General features: G+C 66.5%; 17 protein-coding genes. 12 read left to right on the plus strand and 5 right to left on the minus strand.

Annotated features, from left to right (window positions below):
- Positions 1-333: a hypothetical protein gene (locus tag GO986_RS11730; protein WP_224575840.1), complete on the minus strand. Its 333-nt coding sequence runs from the start codon at positions 331-333 to the stop codon at positions 1-3.
- A gap of 195 nt (positions 334-528) precedes the next feature.
- Here GO986_RS11730 and rsgA point away from each other — a divergent pair, with 195 nt between their 5' ends.
- A complete protein-coding gene (rsgA, locus tag GO986_RS11735; RefSeq protein WP_157459486.1) occupies positions 529-1,518 on the plus strand; it encodes a ribosome small subunit-dependent GTPase A in 990 nt (329 codons plus the stop codon).
- Between the two features lie 271 nt (positions 1,519-1,789).
- Positions 1,790-2,257 carry an Rrf2 family transcriptional regulator gene (locus GO986_RS11740; RefSeq protein WP_157459487.1) on the plus strand — a complete coding sequence of 156 codons (468 nt, stop codon included), beginning with the start codon at positions 1,790-1,792 and terminating at the stop codon, positions 2,255-2,257.
- A 435-nt stretch (positions 2,258-2,692) separates the two neighbouring features.
- On the opposite strand, the gene GO986_RS11745 is transcribed toward GO986_RS11740, so the two are convergent.
- Entirely contained in the window at positions 2,693-4,669 is a 1,977-nt protein-coding gene (locus tag GO986_RS11745; RefSeq protein ID WP_157459488.1) for a carbohydrate binding domain-containing protein, read from the minus strand.
- Positions 4,670-5,019: 350 nt separating this feature from the next.
- On the opposite strand from GO986_RS11745, the gene GO986_RS22930 reads away from it, so the two are divergent.
- From GO986_RS22930 to GO986_RS11770, 5 genes are all read left to right on the plus strand, one after another.
- Positions 5,020-5,208, plus strand: coding sequence for a DUF2256 domain-containing protein (locus GO986_RS22930; protein WP_224575833.1), 189 nt, complete (start codon positions 5,020-5,022; stop codon positions 5,206-5,208).
- Positions 5,205-6,116, plus strand: a complete 912-nt coding sequence (gene uvsE, locus GO986_RS11755; protein ID WP_369409336.1) for a UV DNA damage repair endonuclease UvsE — start codon at positions 5,205-5,207, stop codon at positions 6,114-6,116. Before GO986_RS22930 ends, uvsE begins: the two co-directional genes overlap by 4 nt.
- A 35-nt stretch (positions 6,117-6,151) precedes the next feature.
- Positions 6,152-6,640: a gluconokinase gene (locus GO986_RS11760; protein WP_157459490.1), complete on the plus strand. Its 489-nt coding sequence runs from the start codon at positions 6,152-6,154 to the stop codon at positions 6,638-6,640.
- Between the two features lie 371 nt (positions 6,641-7,011).
- Positions 7,012-7,932 (plus strand): hypothetical protein, encoded by a 921-nt coding sequence (locus tag GO986_RS11765; protein ID WP_157459491.1) that lies wholly within the window; start codon positions 7,012-7,014, stop codon positions 7,930-7,932.
- A 359-nt stretch (positions 7,933-8,291) separates the two neighbouring features.
- Entirely contained in the window at positions 8,292-8,834 is a 543-nt protein-coding gene (locus tag GO986_RS11770) for a 3'-5' exonuclease (RefSeq protein WP_369409337.1), read from the plus strand.
- 122 nt (positions 8,835-8,956) lie between these two features.
- Here GO986_RS11770 and GO986_RS11775 read toward each other — a convergent pair whose 3' ends face one another.
- Complete coding sequence (locus tag GO986_RS11775; protein WP_232337755.1) at positions 8,957-10,741, minus strand: phosphodiester glycosidase family protein; 1,785 nt, start codon at positions 10,739-10,741, stop codon at positions 8,957-8,959.
- Positions 10,742-11,038: 297 nt separating this feature from the next.
- Here GO986_RS11775 and mglB point away from each other — a divergent pair, with 297 nt between their 5' ends.
- Positions 11,039-11,524 (plus strand): GTPase-activating protein MglB, encoded by a 486-nt coding sequence (gene mglB / locus GO986_RS11780; protein WP_157459493.1) that lies wholly within the window; start codon positions 11,039-11,041, stop codon positions 11,522-11,524.
- A gap of 30 nt (positions 11,525-11,554) precedes the next feature.
- On the plus strand, positions 11,555-12,145 hold the full coding sequence (gene mglA / locus GO986_RS11785) for a GTPase MglA (RefSeq protein ID WP_157459494.1): 591 nt from the start codon (positions 11,555-11,557) through the stop codon (positions 12,143-12,145).
- Between the two features lie 241 nt (positions 12,146-12,386).
- Here mglA and GO986_RS11790 read toward each other — a convergent pair whose 3' ends face one another.
- Positions 12,387-14,903, minus strand: a complete 2,517-nt coding sequence (locus GO986_RS11790; RefSeq protein ID WP_157459495.1) for a glycosyltransferase family 1 protein — start codon at positions 14,901-14,903, stop codon at positions 12,387-12,389.
- 92 nt (positions 14,904-14,995) lie between these two features.
- Here GO986_RS11790 and GO986_RS11795 point away from each other — a divergent pair, with 92 nt between their 5' ends.
- The 3 genes from GO986_RS11795 to GO986_RS11805 all read left to right on the plus strand — a co-directional run bounded on the left by GO986_RS11795 (position 14,996) and on the right by GO986_RS11805 (position 18,112).
- A complete protein-coding gene (locus tag GO986_RS11795; RefSeq protein ID WP_157459496.1) occupies positions 14,996-16,177 on the plus strand; it encodes an alanyl-tRNA editing protein in 1,182 nt (393 codons plus the stop codon).
- Positions 16,178-16,355: 178 nt separating this feature from the next.
- Positions 16,356-17,063 (plus strand): purine-nucleoside phosphorylase, encoded by a 708-nt coding sequence (gene deoD, locus GO986_RS11800; RefSeq protein ID WP_157459497.1) that lies wholly within the window; start codon positions 16,356-16,358, stop codon positions 17,061-17,063.
- A 221-nt stretch (positions 17,064-17,284) separates the two neighbouring features.
- The gene (locus GO986_RS11805) at positions 17,285-18,112 is read left to right on the plus strand and encodes a hypothetical protein (RefSeq protein WP_157459498.1); all 828 of its coding nucleotides are present in this window, start codon (positions 17,285-17,287) and stop codon (positions 18,110-18,112) included.
- Here the strand turns inward: GO986_RS11805 and GO986_RS11810 are convergent.
- A complete protein-coding gene (locus GO986_RS11810; RefSeq protein ID WP_157459499.1) occupies positions 18,109-19,383 on the minus strand; it encodes an RsmB/NOP family class I SAM-dependent RNA methyltransferase in 1,275 nt (424 codons plus the stop codon). The genes GO986_RS11805 and GO986_RS11810 overlap by 4 nt on opposite strands.
- Positions 19,384-19,465: the final 82 nt, after the last annotated feature.

The raw sequence follows: 19,465 nt of genomic DNA on the forward strand, positions 1-19,465 counted from the left end.
TTAGGGGGTGGGGTCGGCAGCGGGGGGCGAGGTCTCGTGGGGAAACTCCTGTGCCAGAAACGCCTGAAAGGCGGCCTGGAACTCCTCGCCCTGGGTGGGCAGGCCAGCGGCCTGAACGGCGTCGCGGATGGCCGCTGAGAGCAGTTGCCCGGCGGCGCGGGTGCGGGTGGCGTCCATCAGCTCGGCCAGCTGAGTCAGCCAGAAAAAGTCGGCGGCTTGCAGGCGCAGCGTCACCTTGCCGTCGGGCAGGTCACCCTGGTGCCCACGCGCCGCCTGTTCTTCCAGCGCGTGACGAATCAGCGAATGAACTCGGGAGGGGGGTTTCAATGGCATAGGAACCACTGGCAGAGTACCACAAAAAGATGGCGAATTGCCAGCAATGATCAAAAGGCGCTCAGGCCAGCTGAAAAAGGCGTTGAGTGTCAGACCCTACGAGGGCCTGAACAGTGTCCAGAGGGCGCACGGGCCACGCTCGTCAGCCCTCGCCTGCGGTGGTCCAGGGTGCCCGCGTGGCAGAGTAGGGGCCATATGTTGCCTGAGCTAAGGGCCCTGGGCTGGGGGGCCGATTTTGAGAGTGACTACCAGGCGTTTTGCCAGACGCTCACGCCCGAGGCGCAGCCTCAGGTGCAGCCGGTGCGCGTTGTGGGCACGGGCCGCCAGATCGTCCACGTGCGCGGCGCCCACGGCGACACCGAGGCCCGGCTGGCGGGCACCCTCCGCCAGGAACAGGTCGCCCCCGCCATTGGCGACTGGGCCGTTCTGGAGGGCGCAGGCACAGGGCCTGGCCGCCTGCTCCAGGTGCTGCCCCGCCGCACCACCTTCTCACGCGCCCTGGGCGCCGACGAGGGCCGCCGGCCCCAGGCCGTGCGCCAGCAGGTTATCGCCGCCAACGTCGATGTCGTCCTGATTGTCACGGCCCCGGACGCCGACTTCGACCTGGACCGGCTGGAACGCTACGTTCAGGCCGTGCAGGCCAGCGGGGCGCGGCCCGTGCTGGTGCTCAACAAGGCCGATCTGCGCCCAGATGTGGGCTGGTATCTGAACGAGTTGCAAAGTCTTGGCGCTGAGCTGGAGGTACACGCCGTTTCAGCGGCGGATGGGCAGGACTTAGACGCACTTCAGGCCCTGCTGACCGAAGGTGTCACGCTGGCCCTGATCGGCTCGTCGGGTGTGGGCAAGTCCACCCTCACCAATGCCCTGCTGCGCCGCGAGGCCGCACAGACGGGGGCGGTGCGGGCCAGTGATAGCCAGGGCCGCCACACCACGACCACCCGCACGCTGTATCTGGTGCCGGGCGGTGGGCTGCTAATTGACAATCCGGGCCTACGCGACATCGCGGTGTGGGACGCGGCGGCCGCTGATTTTGACGATCTGGAGGACCTGGCCGCCCAGTGCCGGTTCCGCAAGTGCACCCATACCACTGAACCGGGCTGCGCTGTGCGGGCCGCCGTGCAGGCGGGGGAGGTCTCGGCGGCCCGCCTGGCGGCCTTTCAGACCCAGCAGCGAAAGCGCCGCTGACACGGGTGCAAGGGAGACGAGAGGGGGTGTGCAGGTCGGGCCATTCACTGTGATGACCGGTCAGAGGTGGTGGGCTCTGCGTCAGGCAGGAGCCCGCATGAGAAGGGCGACAGTGCTGGGCAGACGCGACTCTTTTCAGCCTGTCACCATCGCTACGTCCAGGGCAACACTCCTCTGCTGTCAGTGCCTGACAATGCCCTTCTGGCCGTCTCGGCGCACGCCGCAGAGCCACAGGCGTAAACCGGCCGCATCCCAGGGTACACTGCGGCCCATGCGGCTTTCGGCCACCGATGTCTACGCTTTTCAGGCCCTGGGCTTTCTGGGCGCCCAGCCGCTGGACCGCTGGGTGTCCAGTGAGGAAATCAGTGAGGCGACCGGCGTTCACCGCCCGTACCTGGTCAGGATTCTGGCGGCCCTGAGCGCCAAGGGCGTCGTGAAAAGCAAAAAGGGAATTGGCGGCGGCTACGCGCTGGCCCGCAAACCTCATCTCATCAGTCTGTGCGAGGTGGTGCGCGCCATTGACGGCCCGGTGGCGCCGCTGTCGTGCATCAGCCTCAACTGGCACGAGCCGTGTGTGGAAGAAGCGCGCTGCCACGCCCGCAACACGGTCTACACTCGTATGCGCGACGCCATGCTGGGGGTGCTGCAAGAATTCAGCGTGAACGACCTGGTGGCCGATACCCAGCAGGGCGTGAGCTACGGCCACTGCCTGACCCACCTGCTCAAGCCCAACGCTTAACAAGCAGGTCAGCAGCACGGCGTGGGCACAGCCTACTGAACAGTCGGCAGGGCCTGCCGGAGCGTCACAGGTGCCAGAGCGCACGGCCCTCTCTGTCGCTCATCTAAATTCAGCACTCACCTGTCATGCGGTTGACAGAGCGAAGACCCCCGATGAATTCCCACACGGCTCAGCCCAGCACCTTTAACTGACGTGCTGATAAACCAGCGTCTTCCCGCCTCCGAACGCTGGACGTCAGATAGACAGCGGTGGGGCGGCACCCCGTTCATCACGAGGAAGCCACCCCACCGCCGAAACACTCTACCTACCGGGTTGCTCCAATGACACAGCTCACCAGAGGCCTTCCGGTCCCCCTTCTACCGCTGCTGCTGTGCCGCTTGACCAGCCCACCTGGAGGATTCGGCGGTCTGTTGCCGAATCCTCCCCCATGCCGCCTTACTTGTTCGGCACCAGCTTGAAGTCCTTGAACGACAGGCTGTAGGCGTCGCCCGGTGTGCCGACCGCCCCCAGCACCTGAAGCTGCGCCGCCACGTTGGTCGTGGGAGCAGTAAAAGTGTAGGTGAAGCCCTTAGCTGTGGGGGTCAAGGCGGCTTTGGTGTCCAGGTAGCGGGCGTAGCTGCCACCGTTCTCGCCTACCACAACCGCCACCTCACGGGCACTGCTGGCGCGGCCAGTAAAGGTCAGGGTGTAACTCTGGCCCCCCACCAGTGGCACGTCGGTCTGGTTGAGCTGCACATGCCAGTTGTTGGCCGGGTCCACATGGGCCACGTTCAGGGTCACCTCACCGCCACTGACGGCGGTGGTCAGGCCGTTCGCGCCGCTATCCCAGGTGGACCAGTAGGCGGTGCCGGGCACGCCCGCAATGCCGGGGTGGGCCGCGCTGTTCTGAGTAAAGGCGGCGTTGTACAGCAGGTTGCCGTCCGGGGCTGGGGGCCGCGCGCCCGCCGCGTCGCCCACCCGCTTGACCACCACATTGTCCAGCCACACGGGGCCAGCGCCCGCCGCTCCCAGGTTGAATTCCAGGCGCGCGGCCGCGTCGGTGACGGCCTTCATGTCAAAGGTCAGCGTCTTGCGTTCCTTCGTGGTTCCGATGTTGACGGTCTGCTCACCGGAATAAGCCGCGTAGCCCCGGTCAGGGCCGCCGCCCACCTTGACCATCATGGGCCGGGCCTGCGCCGCCCAGACATCAAAGCTGACCTCGTACTTGCCGCCGCTTTCCACGTTCAGGCCGTCCTGACGCACCTGCACGGCGTAATTGACGTTACCAGGGGCTGTGATGTCGGCCTTCAGGGCGCTGCCCTGCGCCGCGTCGTTGCTCAGATTCACTTTGCCGTCGCTGGTGTACAGCGTCCAGAAGGCCGAATTGGTCACGCCGTCCAGATGGGTGGCGCCCGGCGTCACGCGCGGGTCGGTGTCGGCCCAGTCAAAGGACGAGTTATAGACCAGGTTGCCGTCCTGCAGGGCGGGGCGGCCGGGCACTGGTGTCCAGGGATAGGTCATCTTGGGGCGCTCGCGGGCGGGTTTCTTTTCGGCTTCCAGGCCGTACACGCGCACGTAATCCACGCGCATCTCGGCGGTGCTGGGCGTCGTCGCGTCGGGGTTGCCGTCAAAGTTACCGCCCACCGCCAGGTTCAGCAGCAAGTAGAACGGCTGGTCAAAAGGTGCCGGCCAGGCATACAGATCACTGTCACTGCTGGGGGGCACGCCCTTGGCGCTCCACCACTCGGTCTTCTCAGAGGTCAGCTGGCCGTCAATGAACCACTGAATCTTGCCGGGCGTCCACTCGACGGTGTACACGTGCCACTCGTCCATCGTGCCCGCGTTAGGGTAGTTGACGGTCTGCCCCTTGTAGACGTTGTTGGGCCACACGCCGCCGTAATGGATGGTCTGCCCTACCTCGGTCGGCTTGCTGCCCCAGCCTTCGGCGATATCGAGTTCGCCGTTGGCCGCCCAGACACCGTAGGGATTGGGTTCCTCGGGCAGCATCCAGATGGCAGGCCACAGCCCCTTGCCTTTCGGAAACTTGGCGCGAATCTCAAAGCGGCCGTAGGTGCGGCTGAACTTGCCCGCCGTGCGGATGCGGGCCGAGGTCCAGGGAAAGGTGGCGCCCTGGGCATCCTTGTAGCTTTCCTTGCGGGCGGTAATGACCAGTTCGCCGTTCTCCAGGCGCAGGTTTTCAGGGCGGTCGGTGTAATATTCCAGCTCGTTGTTGCCCCAGCCTGAAATGTACTCACTGCCATTCATGAAACCGTTGCCAAGCTGATGGCTCCAGCGGGCCGTGCTGAGGCCAGAACCAGTAAATTCTTCCTGCCACACCGGCTGCGGCTCGGTGACAGCGGTGCGGGCGCAGCTGGCCAGCATCAGCGTGACCAGAGACAGGGCGGCGTAGGTGCGGGCGCGGCGCTGGAACATGAAAGCCTCCGGGCAGCCTGAGGAACGGCAGGGCAAGTCCGACTGTGCCGCCTGGGCGCACACATGGGCGTCAGACGGAAAGTGGCCTCCTGCGGTCAGGTGGGGCAAAAAAGAGCTGCTTACCCCGAGCGTAAAGGCTCTTGAAAACGCTGTCAAGCCAGACAAGCGACCCTTTTCTAGAAACCGGTCGTCTTTCCTTTGGTATCGGCCATTCTGATTCCCGGCCGTATGAATGCGTTTTCAAAAAGGGGTGTCCATTAGGCGCCGCCCGTCCTCCTCGCCCAACCCGCAAGAAAGCGCCAAGCGGCGCCTCTGTCGCGCGGCCCCGGCCCCGGCGCATGATGCAGCGGATGTCTGCTCAAGCTTCATTCGGCAAAGGCCGGCCACCCAGTCAGCGCCCCACCAAACTCTGCGCGGCGTGCGGCCTGCCGTTTACCTGGCGCAAAAAGTGGGAACGCGACTGGGAGCAGGTGCGCTACTGCTCGGACCGCTGCCGCAAAGCGGGCCGGGCCGCACCCGCCGCAGGGCAGACGCCGTGAGCGCGCCCAGCCCGGCCTACGGCCTGGTGTGCATGACGGTGGGGCCAGAAATCCACTTCCGCACCATCACCCTGACGCGCTACCGCGCCCTGAGCCCAGAGGCGCGGGAAGCGGCGCTGCTTGACCTGTACGCCGAGAACATCTCGCGGGTGCAGCGGGCCGCCGACTTCTGCGCGGCGCGCGGCATTCGCCTTTACCGCCTGAGTTCCAGTCTCTTTCCCATGCTGGACCTGGCCGGTGACGACACGGGCGGGGCCGTGTTAGATGCTCTGGCACCGCAGCTCCTGGCTGCTGGGCAGGCCTTCGTGGACGCCGGGATTCGCGTGCTTATGCACCCCGAGCAATTCATCGTCCTCAACAGTGACCGCCCCGAAGTGCGTGCAGCCAGCGCCGCCGCGCTGGGCAGCCACGCCCGCGTGCTGGACGGCCTGGGCTTGCCGCGCAGCCACTGGGCGCTGCTGCTGCTGCACGGCGGCAAAGGTGGACGGGCCGCCGAACTGACCGCCATCATTCCTGACCTGCCCGACGGCGCGCGGCTGCGGCTGGGTCTGGAAAACGACGAGCGCGCCTATGGTCCCGCCGACCTGTTGCCGGTGTGCGAGGCCACGGGAACGCCTCTGGTCTTTGACGCCCACCACCATGTGGTCTACGACAAGCTGCCCGACCAGGAACATCCCAGCGTGCGCGAGTGGGTGCTGGCGGCCCGGCGCACCTGGCAACCCCCAGAGTGGCAGGTGGTTCACCTGAGTAACGGCCTGGAAGGCCCCGGCGACCGCCGCCACAGCTACCTGATTACGCAGCTGCCCAGTGCCTACGCCGACGTGCCCTGGATCGAGGTTGAAGCCAAGGGCAAGGAAGAGGCCGTGGGCGCCCTGATGGCGCAGGCCGCAACGCTCAATGTCACCTAAAGCCCGGTGGGCCAGGCGCACTGCACACTGGACCCATGCGCGTGGTGGTCATGGGGGTGATTGGCAGCGGCAAGACCGAGCTGGGCCGGACGCTGGCAGCGCAGCTGCACTGGCCCTTTCTGGACGCCGACGACTACCACTCGGCGCAGGCGCGCGCCCAGATGGCCACCGGCACCCCCATGTCCGACGATGACCGCCGCCCCTGGCTGCTGGCGCTGCGCCGCGCGCTGGGCGAACGCCCGGAAGTTATCCTGGCCTGCTCGGCCCTCAAGCGCCGCTACCGCGACATCCTACGTCTGCCCGGCACCCGCTTTGTCTATCTGGACGTGCCGGCCGCGCTGGTCAGAGAGCGCCTGAACCACCGCCCGGATCACTTTGCTGGCCCCAGCCTGCTGCCGTCTCAATTAGAGGCGCTGGAAACGCCCGATCCCAGCGAACTGGATGTGTTGACCCTGCACGTCAGCCTGCAGGACAGCCCCAGCGACCTGGCCACCCGCGTGATGACGGCTTTCAATCTGCACTGAGCAGCGGGCTTCTGCACAAAGAAAGGTGCAGAAGCCCGCTGAACAGACACCCGGCCAGGTCTGACGGTGGACCTCTGTGCTATCGGTAGGGAAAGGGCAGCAACCGCTTCGTATTGAGGAACTGTCTGGATGCGGCGACTCGCCTAGCGGAGTGGCCCGGAAAGTCCACTTGCTTCAGAGCCTCTAGACCTGTAGCTTTCAAAGACTCTAGGTCCTACCTTTCTATTCAGGCTGCTGGGCTCTATCAGAAGCCTGAAAACTTCTTGCCCCGCTGTCCCTGCTGCACACCACCTGCAAGCTCAAGACCAGCCCAAGGTGACGCCTGGTCAATCTGGCATGCAAGGTAGAGCCCTGACCCGTACCCTTGAATTATGAGTCCTCTGCGCCACACGGCCTTGATTGCTGCCTTTCTGCTGGCCACGCCAGCCAGCGCTGCTGGTCTGCTGGGCACCAGCGGCGCCGTCTCGACCAGCGCCTTTTGCCAGCAGTACCGCTGCGAACTGAATGAGCAGTGGGGCCGCACCTGGACCTACCGCCTGCGGGTGGCCGGCTCGCAGTTGCTAGAGGTCGAGCGGGAATCCAGCGAACCCAGCAGCCGTATCACGGCCGTGAGCCTCCACAGCGCCAATGAGGACGTGAACGCCGACCTGGACCGCAGCACCTTTGCCGCCGTGCAGCAGATGGCGATGGGCTTCGTGTCCAACACGGGCCGCCTGGACCCCTGTTACGCCCTGGACGGCAGCAACTACCGCGTGCTGGCCACCAGCCCCGACGAACGTACCGCACGCATCTACTGCGACTGGGACCCGGCCTACACGCGATTTGTTATTGAGGCTGACCGCAACTACCTGACCCGCACCGCGCCCAGCGCCGTCACCCTGACCGGCGGTCCCACCAAGCTGAATGTCTGGTCCTTCCGCTCGTGCAAGTCGGCGGTCGGCGTGAACACCTACCTGCAGTCGGGCCAGGCCGCCCGCTGCGATCTGGTGATTGAAACTAAAGGCGCGCAGAGCGCCGTGGTGCGCGCCGAATTTCAGTACGAGATCGAGTACGTGCAAAACGGTCAATACGTGAAAAAACTGCTGCCAGAGAAGGAACTGTGGCTACCGGGCCGCACCCCTGGCGCCCTGGACCCCCGCGTGACCCAGCAGGGCCGCACGGTGACGGCCAACATCAGCCTGGCGGTCAAGAGCGTCCTGGGGCGGCAGGTGACCAGCCTGAACACCATTGCCAAGCTGACGTTTGCCAACGGCGCAGTCAAAACCGCCTATGAGCCGCTGCTGGTACGCTGAAGCGCGAGTGGATCACAGAACGAAGCTGGCTCAGGCGCTGTGAGAGCCAACCCCTGAGGGCCTTGAAAGGTGTCCTCACTCCCTCAGGCAGCGTCAAGGCATTTTTCGCACTGACCGACAGGGGAAAAATCCCTCCACATCCAGACGCCTTTCCCCTCCTGATCTCTGCAGACGTTAGCCGCAAAGGGCGTGAGACCACTGCAGCTCGGCAACATTCTCAAGAGATGCCGACCCGGCGTTGAGTCATGGATTCCGCCTATCCAACCTCAAGAAGACAGTGACCCCCTCAGAGAGGTTCCAAACGGCCCGTTAGCCACTCAGCAGCGCCGCGGCTTCGCCTATGCGCTACCCTGCGGGGCGTGAACGTCGTCGTGTTCGACCTGGAAACCACTGGCCTGTCGCCCGAACGGGACGGCATTGTGGAAATTGGCGCCGTGCGGATTGTGGACGGCCAGGTGGACGAATCGCAGAAGTACGAGACCCTGGTGCGGCCCACAGGCGAAGGGGGCCAGGCCCTGCTGATTCCCTGGCGCGCCGAGCAGGTCCACGGCATCAGCAACGAGATGGTGCGCCGCGCCCCGGCCATTGCCGAGGTCCTGCCTGAGTTTTTGGAGTTCGTGAACGGCTGGCCGGTGGTGGCGCACAACATTGGCTTTGACGGTTCATTTATGCGGGTCAATGCCCGGCGGCAGGGGCTGACCTGGCAGCCTGCGGCTGAACACTGCACCGTGCAGCTTTCGCGCCGCGCTTTCCCGAAGGAGCGCGCCCACAACCTGAATGCGGTGGCCGACCGGCTGGGCCTGAATTTTGCCCCAGGTGGGCGCCACCGCAGCTACGGTGACGTGCAGGTGACCGCCCAGGCCTACCTGCGCTTGATGGAGCGGCTAAGCACACCCGCGTAAGACCGCCTCTGCCCGAAACACCGGTCAGGACGGTTCAGAGAAACAAAGAAGCAACCGAATGCGGGTTCCGGCTGTGAAGCCCTCCAGCTAGGTGGACTTAACAGGCCGTCGTCTAACTGGGCCTACTTACGGGCATCAGGGGCACGCGGCACGAACACGACCGCGTTGGGCACCGTGCGGCTCCAGACCGTGTTGAGGTAGCCGCCCAGGCTGGCATACCCGCCGGTCAGGTAAGCCGTGGCACTACTGCCGCTGTCGAGCCGCACCGCGTCGCGCACGCCCGCTGCGGCCAGCGCGGCGGCGAAGGCTTCGGGGGTGCCGTGTTCAAAGTAGGCGATGGTGGGCTGAGCCCCCAGCGTCCCCAGCGCCACCTGCCGGGTGGGGCGCCAGATGTTGGCCGCCGTGTTAAAGCCCTCGCGCTGCGCATTGATGGCCACGCGCCCGCCCTGCACCAGCAGCGGCCCGGCGCTCAGGGCGTCCAGGGCGGTCTCCCAGGGGGCGTCGGCGGCGCGCCAGTTCAGGCCGACCGTCAGAGGGGCCCCGGCGGTGCGCGGCAGCTGCGGAAAGCGGGCCGGGTCAAAGGTAAAGGCCAGCGTGCCTTCCGGCGGCACGACCACGCCAGTCAGGGCTCGGGCCACACTGCCGGCGCCTGGAGCGACAAACACTGTGGTCAGCAGGTCGGCCCCCACCCGCGTCGTTCCGTCGCCTACAAAGGCGGTCAGCAGCGTCCCGTCCGGCCGACTGCGAATGCTGTTCACCGTCACACTGAACTCGGGGCCACTGAGGACGTAGCGGGGCTTGGGATAGCCAAAGAGCGCCTCGCCCTGCGCCGTAAAGCCCAGGGTGGCGCGTTTTTCCAGGCTGCCGGCGGTCATCAGGCCGCCCACCGCCACCAGATCCACCGGCAGGTTGCTGGCCGGGTCAAAGTACCCGCCGTTCACACCCGCCACGCCGCCCACCGAACGCACCAGGTCAGCCACGCCGCTGGCCTTGCCAGCCGGAGCGCTCACCACGCGCGGCTGATAGCGCGCCGGGTCAAAACTCAGGAGGTGCAGCTTGCCCACCGCGCGGTAGGTCACGCCTTCGGGCAGCGTGTCGGGGTTGACGGGGGGCGGCACGCGGCTGTCGGTATAGGTGGTGGTGTCAATCACGACGCGGGGGGGGTTGTCCAGCGTAAAAATCTCGCTGCGGCCACCGCCGGTGCCCAGCCGAACCGTGGTGCCCTGAGGGCTGCTCAGGACACTGAGCGTATCCCCCGATTCCAGGGTCTGGGTGCTAGGGGCGGCGGTCACACCCGGCAGGCCCACCACCAGGCCATGTGCCTCGCGGGTCACGGTGTGCGCGACCGAGCCGCTCAGTTCCACCACGACCCGCTGCACCTCCACGGTGCGGTGCAGGGTACGGCTGACGCGCAGGGTGGTGAGGGTGGCGCTGGGCAGGGTCGGCGCCGGTGGGGTCGGCCCTGGCGTTGGCCCCGGCACAGGGGCAGGCGTGGGCGCAGGGGCCGAGGCGACAGCAACAGGCGAGGGCGGCAGCGTCTCCAGGGGCACGCTGACCGGCGCGGCAAAATCCAGCAGCGAGGGCGTATCGGCCAGCACCAGCACGCCCAGCGCGGTCAGCGCCGCCAGCGGCACATACAGGCTGCCGCCAGCCAATTCGGGTACGGGCAGGCGGGTGGGCAGCGGCAAGCCAATGGCGCGCCAGCCGGCGGCGGGGCTGTAGCGCAGTTCCCGCGTGCCCAGTTGCAGGCGCACGTCCTGCGGGTCGTTGCGCACCGCCACCCCCAGGCGCGGCAGGGTCCACACGGGCAGCGCCTCGCCGCCCACAAAGACGCGGGTGTCCACGGCGCTGCTCTGCACCAGCCCACCAATCGCCACCGGGCGCGCCCCGGCCAGCCCCGTCAGCAACGCCCCAAGCAGAGCCAGAGAAAGCCTTCTAGTCCCCACCCTGCGCCTGTGCCATGTCACGCGGGCGAGTGTAATGCGGCGCCCGGCGCGGCGGGTGAGCGCTTCGTCAGCTTCGGGCTCCTGAGCAGCAGGGCTTTTTCCCGCTTCACCACGCCCACTGGCCGCCAGAGTGCGGCGGCGCTCAGCCTCAGTCGCCGGGCAGCCGCGCCGTTACAACAGAGGCAACAGCCGCATTCGGTACACGTCTCACCTTCAGTCAGGCTCTTGTATGAAAAGCGCACTTACACTGGCGGGCATATGATTGAACCCTCACTGGCACTGTACGGCGACGCCTTCGAGCGTGTAGACGGGCATATTCAAGAGCTTCTGGAAACCACGGGTGTACGCTACGGCCTGCTCGTGGACCGCAAGGGCTTCGTGCTGTCTCACAAAGAAGCGCTGTGGGCGCCCCGCCCCCCGGCGCTGGACAGCGTGGCGACCCTGGTGGCCAGCAACGCCGCCGCCACCGCCGCCCTGGCCAACATGCTGGGCGAGCGCACCTTCAGCGAGCAGATTCACCAGGGCGAGAACGGCACCCTGTACGTGGAATCGGTGGGGACCGACTCGCTGCTGACCCTGATTTTTGACGCCAGCGTGCCGCTGGGCAAGGTCAAGGTGTATGCCAAGAAGACCATCACGCAGATTGCGGCCATCCTCGAAGAACTCAAGGACATTCCCCCGGTGCAACTGGGCGACGACTTCAGCCAGGGCGCGGCTTCGCTCCTTGACGACCTGCTCGGTTAACCCCTTCTTCCCTGCCCCAGGAGGACTTCCATGAGTACCATCAACTTCGCTGCGCGTGAAATCAACTGCAAGATTGTGTATTACGGCCCCGGTATGAGTGGCAAGACCACCAACCTCAAGCACGTCTTTTCCAAGGTCCCCGGCCACCTGCGCGGCGAGATGGTGTCTCTGGCCACCGAAGACGAGCGCACCCTGTTCTTCGACTTTCTGCCGCTGGACCTCGGCAGCGTGCAGGGCTTCAAGACCCGCTTTCACCTGTACACCGTGCCCGGCCAGGTGTTTTACAACGCCAGCCGCAAGCTGATTCTGCGCGGCGTGGACGGCATCGTGTTCGTGGCTGACAGCGCCCCCAACCGCCTGCGCGCCAACGCCGAGAGCATGCGCAACCTGCGCGAGAACCTGCAGGAACACGGCATTGACGTGCGCGACGTGCCCATCGTGCTGCAAATCAACAAGCGCGACCTGCCCGACGCCCTGCCCACCGCCATGATCCGCGCGGTCATTGACCCCAAGCAGGAACTGCAACTGTTTGAAGCCATGTCCGACAAGGGTGTGGGCGTCTTTGAAACCCTGAAGACGGTCAGCCGTCTGGTGCTGGAACGCCTGTCTCAGAACAAGTAAAAGCACAGAGAGCAGCGCCGCCCAGGGGCATCACCGGGCGGCGCTGATCTGTGTGGACTCAGCAAAGAGCTGCAGCAAGGGGTCAAACAGAGCTGACTGACGCTGAGAGCCTCTGACAAGCCCGGCCCTGAGGCCTCACCTGATGACTCTCCCCTGTCCTCCTCTCGCCAAGCTCCTTTCTTCTAGCCCCACGACGAGGGCCGCCCGGCACTGCGCTGGGCGGCCCTCAAGCGGCTCTAGCTCAGGCCCACTTCATCAGGCCCGCTTCGAGGTCGTTGCTCAGGCCCTCGATAACCGGCAGCATCCGCACACCCACGGAATACAGGCCACTTTCATTCAGCGGCACATCGGCGCTGAAGCGGCCGTCGCCCTGGCTTTTCAGGGGAAAGCGGGTCAGGTGGCCGCCCCGGTTGAGCACCGCCTCTACGCGCAGCTCGTTGAGGTTGATGCCAGCCGGATTGACCTGCGCGCTGACCGGCACCGTCTGCCCCGGCTGGGTGGTGGCGGGCAACTGGGCCTGGGCCGTCAGGGTCGTGTAGTTCCACTGCTGGCGCACCCAGCCTTTCCAGCCCGCAATCTCACGGGCGCGGGCGCTGCTGTTCTCGGCCAGTTCGGCGCCGCGTTCGCCAATCGGCAGGTAGTAGCCCTGCACGTAATCAATCACCTGACGCTGCATGGAAAAGCGCGGGCTGACCGTCTGAATGGCGCGGCGCACCGTATCGGCCCAGGAATTCTCGCCGGTCGGGGTGCCGTAGTAGCGCGGCGCGATCTCGGTTTCCAGCGTCTGGTAGAGGCTATAGGCGTCGGCGTCGTCCTGCACGTTCAGGTCAGCGTATTCACGTTCCTCGCCAATCGGCCAGCCGTTGGTGCCGTCGTAGCCTTCGCGCCACCAGCCGTCCAGCACGCTGAAGTTGGGGCTGCCGTTAAAGCTGGCCTTCATGCCGCTGGTGCCCGAGGCCTCCAGGGGCCGCCGGGGGTTGTTCAGCCAGATGTCCACGCCCTGCACGAGGTGACGGGCCACGTTCATGTCGTAATTTTCCAGAATGACAATCTTGCCCCGGAATTCGGGCTCCTGGCTCATGCGGTAAATTTCCTGAATAAACGCCTTGCCGGGGTTATCAGCGGGGTGGGCCTTACCGGCAAATACAAACTGCACCGGGCGCTCAGGGTGGTTCACGATGCGGCTCAGGCGCTCGCGGTCGCGGAACAGTAGCGTGGCGCGCTTGTAGGTGGCAAAGCGGCGCGCAAACCCGATAGTGACGGTGTTTTCATCCAGCAGGGTGCCGGTGGCGGCCACATCGGCGGCCGAGGCCCCATTGCGCAGTTTCTGCTCACGCACGCGGGCGCGCACGAAGGCAATCATCTCGCGTTTCATGTCGCGCTGCACGTCGCGCAGCTGCTCGTCACTCAGGCCTTCCACGGCGGCCCACATCGCCTCGTCTTCCAGGCGCTCGGTCCAGTCGGCAGGCAACACCGTGGACAGCAGGTCGCGCATGGCCTGGCTAGTAAAAGTGAGGTTGTGCGCCCCGTTGGTGACGTGACCGATGGGCACTTCCTCGGGTTCGGCGCCCTCGTACAGGAACTTCCACATGTCGCGGCTGACTTCCCCGTGCAGTTCGGAGACACCGTTGGCCGCGCGGCTCATGTTGAGAGCGAACACGGTCATGGAAAAGGTGGGGACGAGGTGGCCGTCCCACAGCTGCTCGTGCCTGGCCAGTGCGTACAACTCGTCGCGGGTCGTGTTCAAGAGGCCCGGCCACTTGCCCAGGTAGCGGTCCATCAGGTCATAGCCGAAGGCGTCGTTGCCAGCCGGAACGGGCGTATGGGTGGTAAACAGCGTGCTGGCCGCCACGGTCTCCACCGCCGTGCGGAACTCCAGGCCCTGCGCCACGTATTCGCGCATCCGCTCCAGGCCCAGCAGCGCGGCGTGGCCCTCGTTCATGTGGTAGACCTCGCCGGGGATGTTCAGCGCCCGCAGCGCGCGGATGCCGGCCACGCCCAGCAGCACGTACTGCTGCACGCGCAACTCCTGGTTGCCGCCGTACAGGCGGGCCGTGAGCTTGCGGTCGTCCTCGCTGTTTTCAGGGACATTGGTGTCCAGCAGCAGCACCCGAATGCGGCCCACGTTCAGGTTCCACACCCGCACCTGCACCTCGCGGTCGCCAATGCGGACCTGCACGCGCGCTTCCTCGCCGCCGGCGGTGCGGGCGGGGGTGATGGGCAAGGTGGTCAGGTCCAGTTCGTCGTAGGCCTCGTTCTGCCAGCCGTCCTTATCAAACAGTTGCCGGAAATAGCCCTGGTGAAACAGCATCCCCACCGCCGTAAACGGCAGCCCCAGGTCCGAGGCACTCTTGCAGTGGTCGCCGGCCAGCACCCCCAGCCCGCCCGAGTAAATGGGCAGCGACTCATGGAAGCCGTATTCCATACTGAAATACGCCACCGGCTTCAGGCCCGGCGCCTTCCGGCTGGCCCAGGTGTCTGCCTTGCCCATGTAGGCGTCAAAGTCTTTCATGACCTGCGCGTAGCGGGCCAGATAAGCGGGGTCGGCGGCCACCGCCTGCAAGCGGGCCTGCGGCACCTCAAGCAGCGTCCGCACCGGGTTGCGTTGGAAGCGCTCCCAAAGAGAGGGGTCCAGGGTCTCGTACAGTGCCTGGGCGTGTGGGGTCCACGACCAGTAGAGGTTATATGCCAGCTCCGAGAGCCGGGCGATGCTGCCGGGCAGCTGAGGCAGCACCGTGACTTTCCCAATAACGTTCATACAGAGCTGAGCTTACACGAAGGCTTCCTCTCTCTTTGGGAGCTGGGCTGAAGACAGCGCGCCGGAAGCGGGTGGGCGCTACCCTGGCCCGCATGACCCGTCCCCTGTACCACCACAGCACCCAGCTGACGTTTGCCGCGCAGGTTCAGGCCGTGCAGGGCCAGGAGGTCACCCTGGACGCCACCGCCCTGTACCCGGAAGCTGGGGGTCAAGCCGCCGACACCGGCACGCTGCGCTGGGCGGGCGCAGAAGCGGCGGTGACAGGCAGCCGCAAGGACAAGGCCACGGGGCAGGTGTGGCACCGCCTGACAGGCGACCTGCCCCCGGTGGGCGCCGACGTGACAGGCGAGGTGGACGCCGCGCGCCGCTGGCGCCACATGCAGCGCCACAGCGGCGAGCACCTGCTGGCGCAGGCGTTCTTGCGGGTGAACCCCGCCTTTACGGTGGCCGCCGTGAACATGGCCAGCCCCGAATGCACCCTGGACCTGCTGGGCGACCCGGCAGAGCTGCACGTGCGCGCCGCTGAAACGCTGCTGCGCGAGACCCTCGGCCGCACCGACCTGACCCTGGAGACGCCCGTGGTCCCCGAGGCCGACCTGGGCCGCTATCCGCTGCGCCGGGAGACACAGGTGCGCGGCGAGGTGCGGCTGGTGATTTTCCGGGACGAGGCTGGCCACCCCTTTGATGTCAGCGCCTGCGGCGGCACCCATGTGCCGCGCGCGAGCCTGGCCGCGCCGGTGGTGGTGCTGCGCACCGAGCGGATTAAAGGCGGCGTGACCCGCGTCACCTTCATGGCGGGCGAAGAGGCGAGCGCGTACCTGAGCGAGGTCTACGCCAGCACTCGAGCGCTGGCCCAGGGATTTAGCGTGCCCGTCGAGCGCCTGCTGGAACGGGTCGAGGCCCTGAGCACTAGCCACGTGGCCCTTCAGGCACAACTGGACGCCCTGCACGCCAGCCACGCCCGGACCCTGCGCGACGCAGCACCCGCTCAGCTGCGCGGTGACCTGACCATCAAAACGGTGCGTCTGCCAGACGCCGCCGGCCTGCAAGCTGCCCTAAGCGACCTGTCCCCGGCCACCGTGGTGCTGGCCGTGACCGCTGGGGGCCGCTGCGGGGTGGGCAGCAGCGCGCCTGACGTGAGCGCCGCCGCAGTCCTGAAAGCCGCGCTGGTCCAGACGGGCGGCAAGGGTGGGGGCCGCCCTGACCTGGCCCAGGGGGGCACAGCAGACCCGGCCGCCTTTCTGGAAGCCGCGCTGGCGTACCTCCCGGCCTGACGAGCCAGACGCGGCCTCTTTGCACCAACGGTGGAATCCGGGCGGCGGGAGCCACAAGGGGCCGGTGCTGTTGCGGTGCGTGGGCCTTCCCGCTGGACTCCGCATCTTTTAGGGCCGCTCCCTCCACGCCCTGATGGACCGGGACGCCCGTCCCCGGCCCCCTGCTAGCCTGTAGCGCATGAGTATTCACCTGAACGCTGAACCCGGCCAGATCGCCGAAACCGTGCTGCTGCCGGGCGACCCCCTGCGCGCCAAGCACATCGCCGAAACCTTTTTTACAGACCCCGTGCTGCACAACACCGTGCGCGGCATGCACGGCTACACCGGCACCTACAAAGGCAAGCGCGTCAGCGTGCAGGGCACCGGCATGGGCATCGCGTCCAGCATGATCTATGTCCACGAACTGATTGCCAGCTACGGCTGCAAGAACCTGGTCCGGGTGGGCACAGCCGGCAGTTATCAGGCAGACGTGCATGTGCGCGACATCGTCCTGGCACAGGCCGCCTGCACCGACAGCAACATCAACAACATCCGGTTTGGGCAGAAGAACTTTGCGCCTATTGCCGACTTTGAACTGCTGATGCGCGCTTATCAGATTGCCAAAGAGCGCGGCCACGCCACGCACGTCGGCAACATCATGAGCAGCGACACCTTTTACCACGACGATTTTGACCAGTACAAACTCTGGGCGCAGTACGGCGTGCTGGCCGTAGAGATGGAAGCGGCGGGCCTGTACACCCTGGCCGCTAAGCACGGCGTCAGGGCGCTGACGGTCCTGACCATCAGTGACCACCTCGTCACCCACGAGGAAACCACCGCCGAGGAGCGCCAGCTGACCTTTAACGCCATGATTGAAATCGCCCTGGACGCGGCGCTGGGCGAGTAAATCCGAGTAGGGCGACTGGTCAGGCGACGAAGCAGAAGCAAGGTGCCCCTCCAGTCGAGGCGTTGGCAACTCGCGTCTGTCCCGATTGTTCAGCGGAACAGACGGACTTGATCCACAGGTTTTGCTGATGTGCCGGGCCGCCGCGTATGGCCCGGTTTTATTGTGTGGGCATGGGGCGCAAGAGAAAGGAGGGATGGACATTCCTGTATCCGGTGGGGGCAATGCACCGCCGCAGGCCGAAGACCGCTGCCCTGGCTCAGATAAGCGAGGTGGCGGTGGACGTGCCGCAGCGCTGGCATTGGCTGACGCGCCTGAACTTTGCGCTGAGGGTGCTGTTGCCACCCATTCAGCAGCCACCCAACCCGCGCCGCATGAAACGTCTGGGCGACCTGCCGCCAGAGTTGCAGGGGGTGAAGTGGCCGCCGGGCGTGACGCCGCTGGGCGTCTACCGCTCTCGCCGGGATGAACGGGTGGCGCTGCTGCACCTGCCAGCGGATGACTTTCCGGCGCGCGCTCAGCTGTTCAGGGAAGTTCAGGCGGCCCTGGTGGCGTCGGGGCTGCCGCCTGCCGAGGCCGGCTCTGGCTTCGCACAGTTTCCACCGCTCTACACCCTGAACCCCGAGTGGCTGCTGCACGTCATGCCGCCCTGGTCCACTGGCCCGCTGGGGCTGAGCCTGTTCAGGGCGGCACACTACACCGCCGACCTGGGGCCAGGCCTGAACCTGACCTGCCCCACCGGCCTGCACTGGTCAAATGAAAACAGTGAGTCTACGGTGCTGCTGGCATCCGGCAGCAACATTCACGCCGCCTTTGCCCACTGGCTGACCGAAGCGGCCGGCCAGGGCTGGATCACCGGGGCGCCCCTTTTCGGCGACGGGCTGAGCGCCGCACGGCTGGACGCGCCGGGCCGCACTGTTCTGCTGCAAGCCGTGCTGTTCTCTCTGCCCTGGGGCCAATGCTGGGCCGTTCAGCTGGACAGAGGGTTCTTTGACCAGCTGGCCCGGCAGACTTTGCATCTTCCCACTTCAGAACCCCATTGGACCGGTTAGCCCTGCGCTCTACGCCGCAGCCGCGCGATAAAGAAGCCATCTATCCCGCCTTCGGGCACCGTCAGCACGCCGGGGCCGGCCGGCACGCTGGGGACTTCCAGGTTCGGCACGGCCTGCGCCTCAAAATCGGGGTGGGTGTTCAGGAACGCCGCCACCACCTCTGGCCCCTCCTGGGGCGTTACGCTGCACACTGAATACACCAGTGTTCCCCCCGGCTGCACCAGAGCGGCGGCGCTGGGCAGCATCTGGGCCTGCAGCTGCGCCATCTCCTCCACCGCCTCCGGGGTCAGGCGCAACTTGATTTCCGGGTGACTGCGCAGGGTGCCACTGCCCGTGCAGGGGGCGTCCAGCAGCACGAAGGGCGCCGGGGCGAGCGGCAGAGGCTGCGTCAGGTCGTGCGAGATGAACTCGGCCTTCAGGCCCAGGCGGCGCAGGTTCTTGCGCGCCGCCTCGTGCTTGCGCGGCTCGATGTCGACACTGGTCACCTGCGCGCCCTCAGTGGCCAGCATGGCGGCCTTCACGCCCGCGCCGCCCGCCAGGTCCAGTACCCGCGCGCCCCGCACGTCGCCCAGGGCATCCACGCAGGCGCGGCTGGCCGGGTTAATCGGCTGAGCCTGCCCCTGGGCAAAGGCCGCGGTCTGGCGCAAGGGCCGGTCCAGGCTCACGCGGTCAACCCCCTGCGGCCCGCTTTCCACCACGCTCCCTTCCTCTTCCAGCGCCCTGACCCCGGCGTCCGACAGGCTCAGCCACAGGGGCTGAGGCTGAAGCAGGTCGGCCATCACGCGCCCAGCTGCCTCGCCGTAAGCGTCTCGGTACACCGCCGCCAGCCAGGCTGGTAACTCCTGGTTTTCAGCGTCGGCCGCGCGTTCCACGCGGCGCAGCACCGCATTGACCAGACCCGGCGGCGCCAGGCGCGCGGTGCGGGCCAGATTCACGTATTCGCTGACCACCGCGTGCGGCGGCGTCTCCAGATACAGTTTCTCGAAAGCGCCGGCCAGCAGCAGGGCACGCGCCTTTGGGTGGGTCTCGCCGCGCAGCAGCGGCAAGAGGGCTGCACTCAGGCTGGGCAGGTGCCGCAGCGTGCCGTACACGATATGGGTGGCCAGGCCAGCGTCCCGGCCGGGCAGCCGGGCCTGAGACAGCGCCGCGTCCAGTGCGGGCGCGGCAAAGGTGTCGCCCGACAGCACCCGCAGCAGCACACGCACCGACAGTTCACGCGCAGGATTGAAAGGCCCCGGTCGGTCACGGGACAGGCGAGAGGCGTCAGTCATCCGGGCAGTGTACGCGCCCCCGCATGGGCCAGACGCCCCCTGGCCTGGCCGGCCACACCCCTTGAAAGAAAGCTTGCAAAAC

Source organism: Deinococcus arboris (genome assembly GCF_009755355.1).
GTDB lineage: Bacteria > Deinococcota > Deinococci > Deinococcales > Deinococcaceae > Deinococcus > Deinococcus betulae.

Bases quoted from the DNA above. Each gene is read 5' to 3' on its own strand.
- GO986_RS11730 (WP_224575840.1), bottom strand. From the start codon at position 333: ATGCCATTGAAACCCCCCTCCCGAGTTCATTCGCTGATTCGTCACGCG.
- rsgA (WP_157459486.1), top strand. From the start codon at position 529: ATGTTGCCTGAGCTAAGGGCCCTGGGCTGGGGGGCCGATTTTGAGAGT.
- GO986_RS11740 (WP_157459487.1), top strand. From the start codon at position 1,790: ATGCGGCTTTCGGCCACCGATGTCTACGCTTTTCAGGCCCTGGGCTTT.
- GO986_RS11745 (WP_157459488.1), bottom strand. From the start codon at position 4,669: ATGTTCCAGCGCCGCGCCCGCACCTACGCCGCCCTGTCTCTGGTCACG.
- GO986_RS22930 (WP_224575833.1), top strand. From the start codon at position 5,020: ATGTCTGCTCAAGCTTCATTCGGCAAAGGCCGGCCACCCAGTCAGCGC.
- GO986_RS11760 (WP_157459490.1), top strand. From the start codon at position 6,152: ATGCGCGTGGTGGTCATGGGGGTGATTGGCAGCGGCAAGACCGAGCTG.
- GO986_RS11765 (WP_157459491.1), top strand. From the start codon at position 7,012: ATGAGTCCTCTGCGCCACACGGCCTTGATTGCTGCCTTTCTGCTGGCC.
- mglB (WP_157459493.1), top strand. From the start codon at position 11,039: ATGATTGAACCCTCACTGGCACTGTACGGCGACGCCTTCGAGCGTGTA.
- mglA (WP_157459494.1), top strand. From the start codon at position 11,555: ATGAGTACCATCAACTTCGCTGCGCGTGAAATCAACTGCAAGATTGTG.
- GO986_RS11790 (WP_157459495.1), bottom strand. From the start codon at position 14,903: ATGAACGTTATTGGGAAAGTCACGGTGCTGCCTCAGCTGCCCGGCAGC.
- GO986_RS11795 (WP_157459496.1), top strand. From the start codon at position 14,996: ATGACCCGTCCCCTGTACCACCACAGCACCCAGCTGACGTTTGCCGCG.
- deoD (WP_157459497.1), top strand. From the start codon at position 16,356: ATGAGTATTCACCTGAACGCTGAACCCGGCCAGATCGCCGAAACCGTG.
- GO986_RS11805 (WP_157459498.1), top strand. From the start codon at position 17,285: ATGCACCGCCGCAGGCCGAAGACCGCTGCCCTGGCTCAGATAAGCGAG.
- GO986_RS11810 (WP_157459499.1), bottom strand. From the start codon at position 19,383: ATGACTGACGCCTCTCGCCTGTCCCGTGACCGACCGGGGCCTTTCAAT.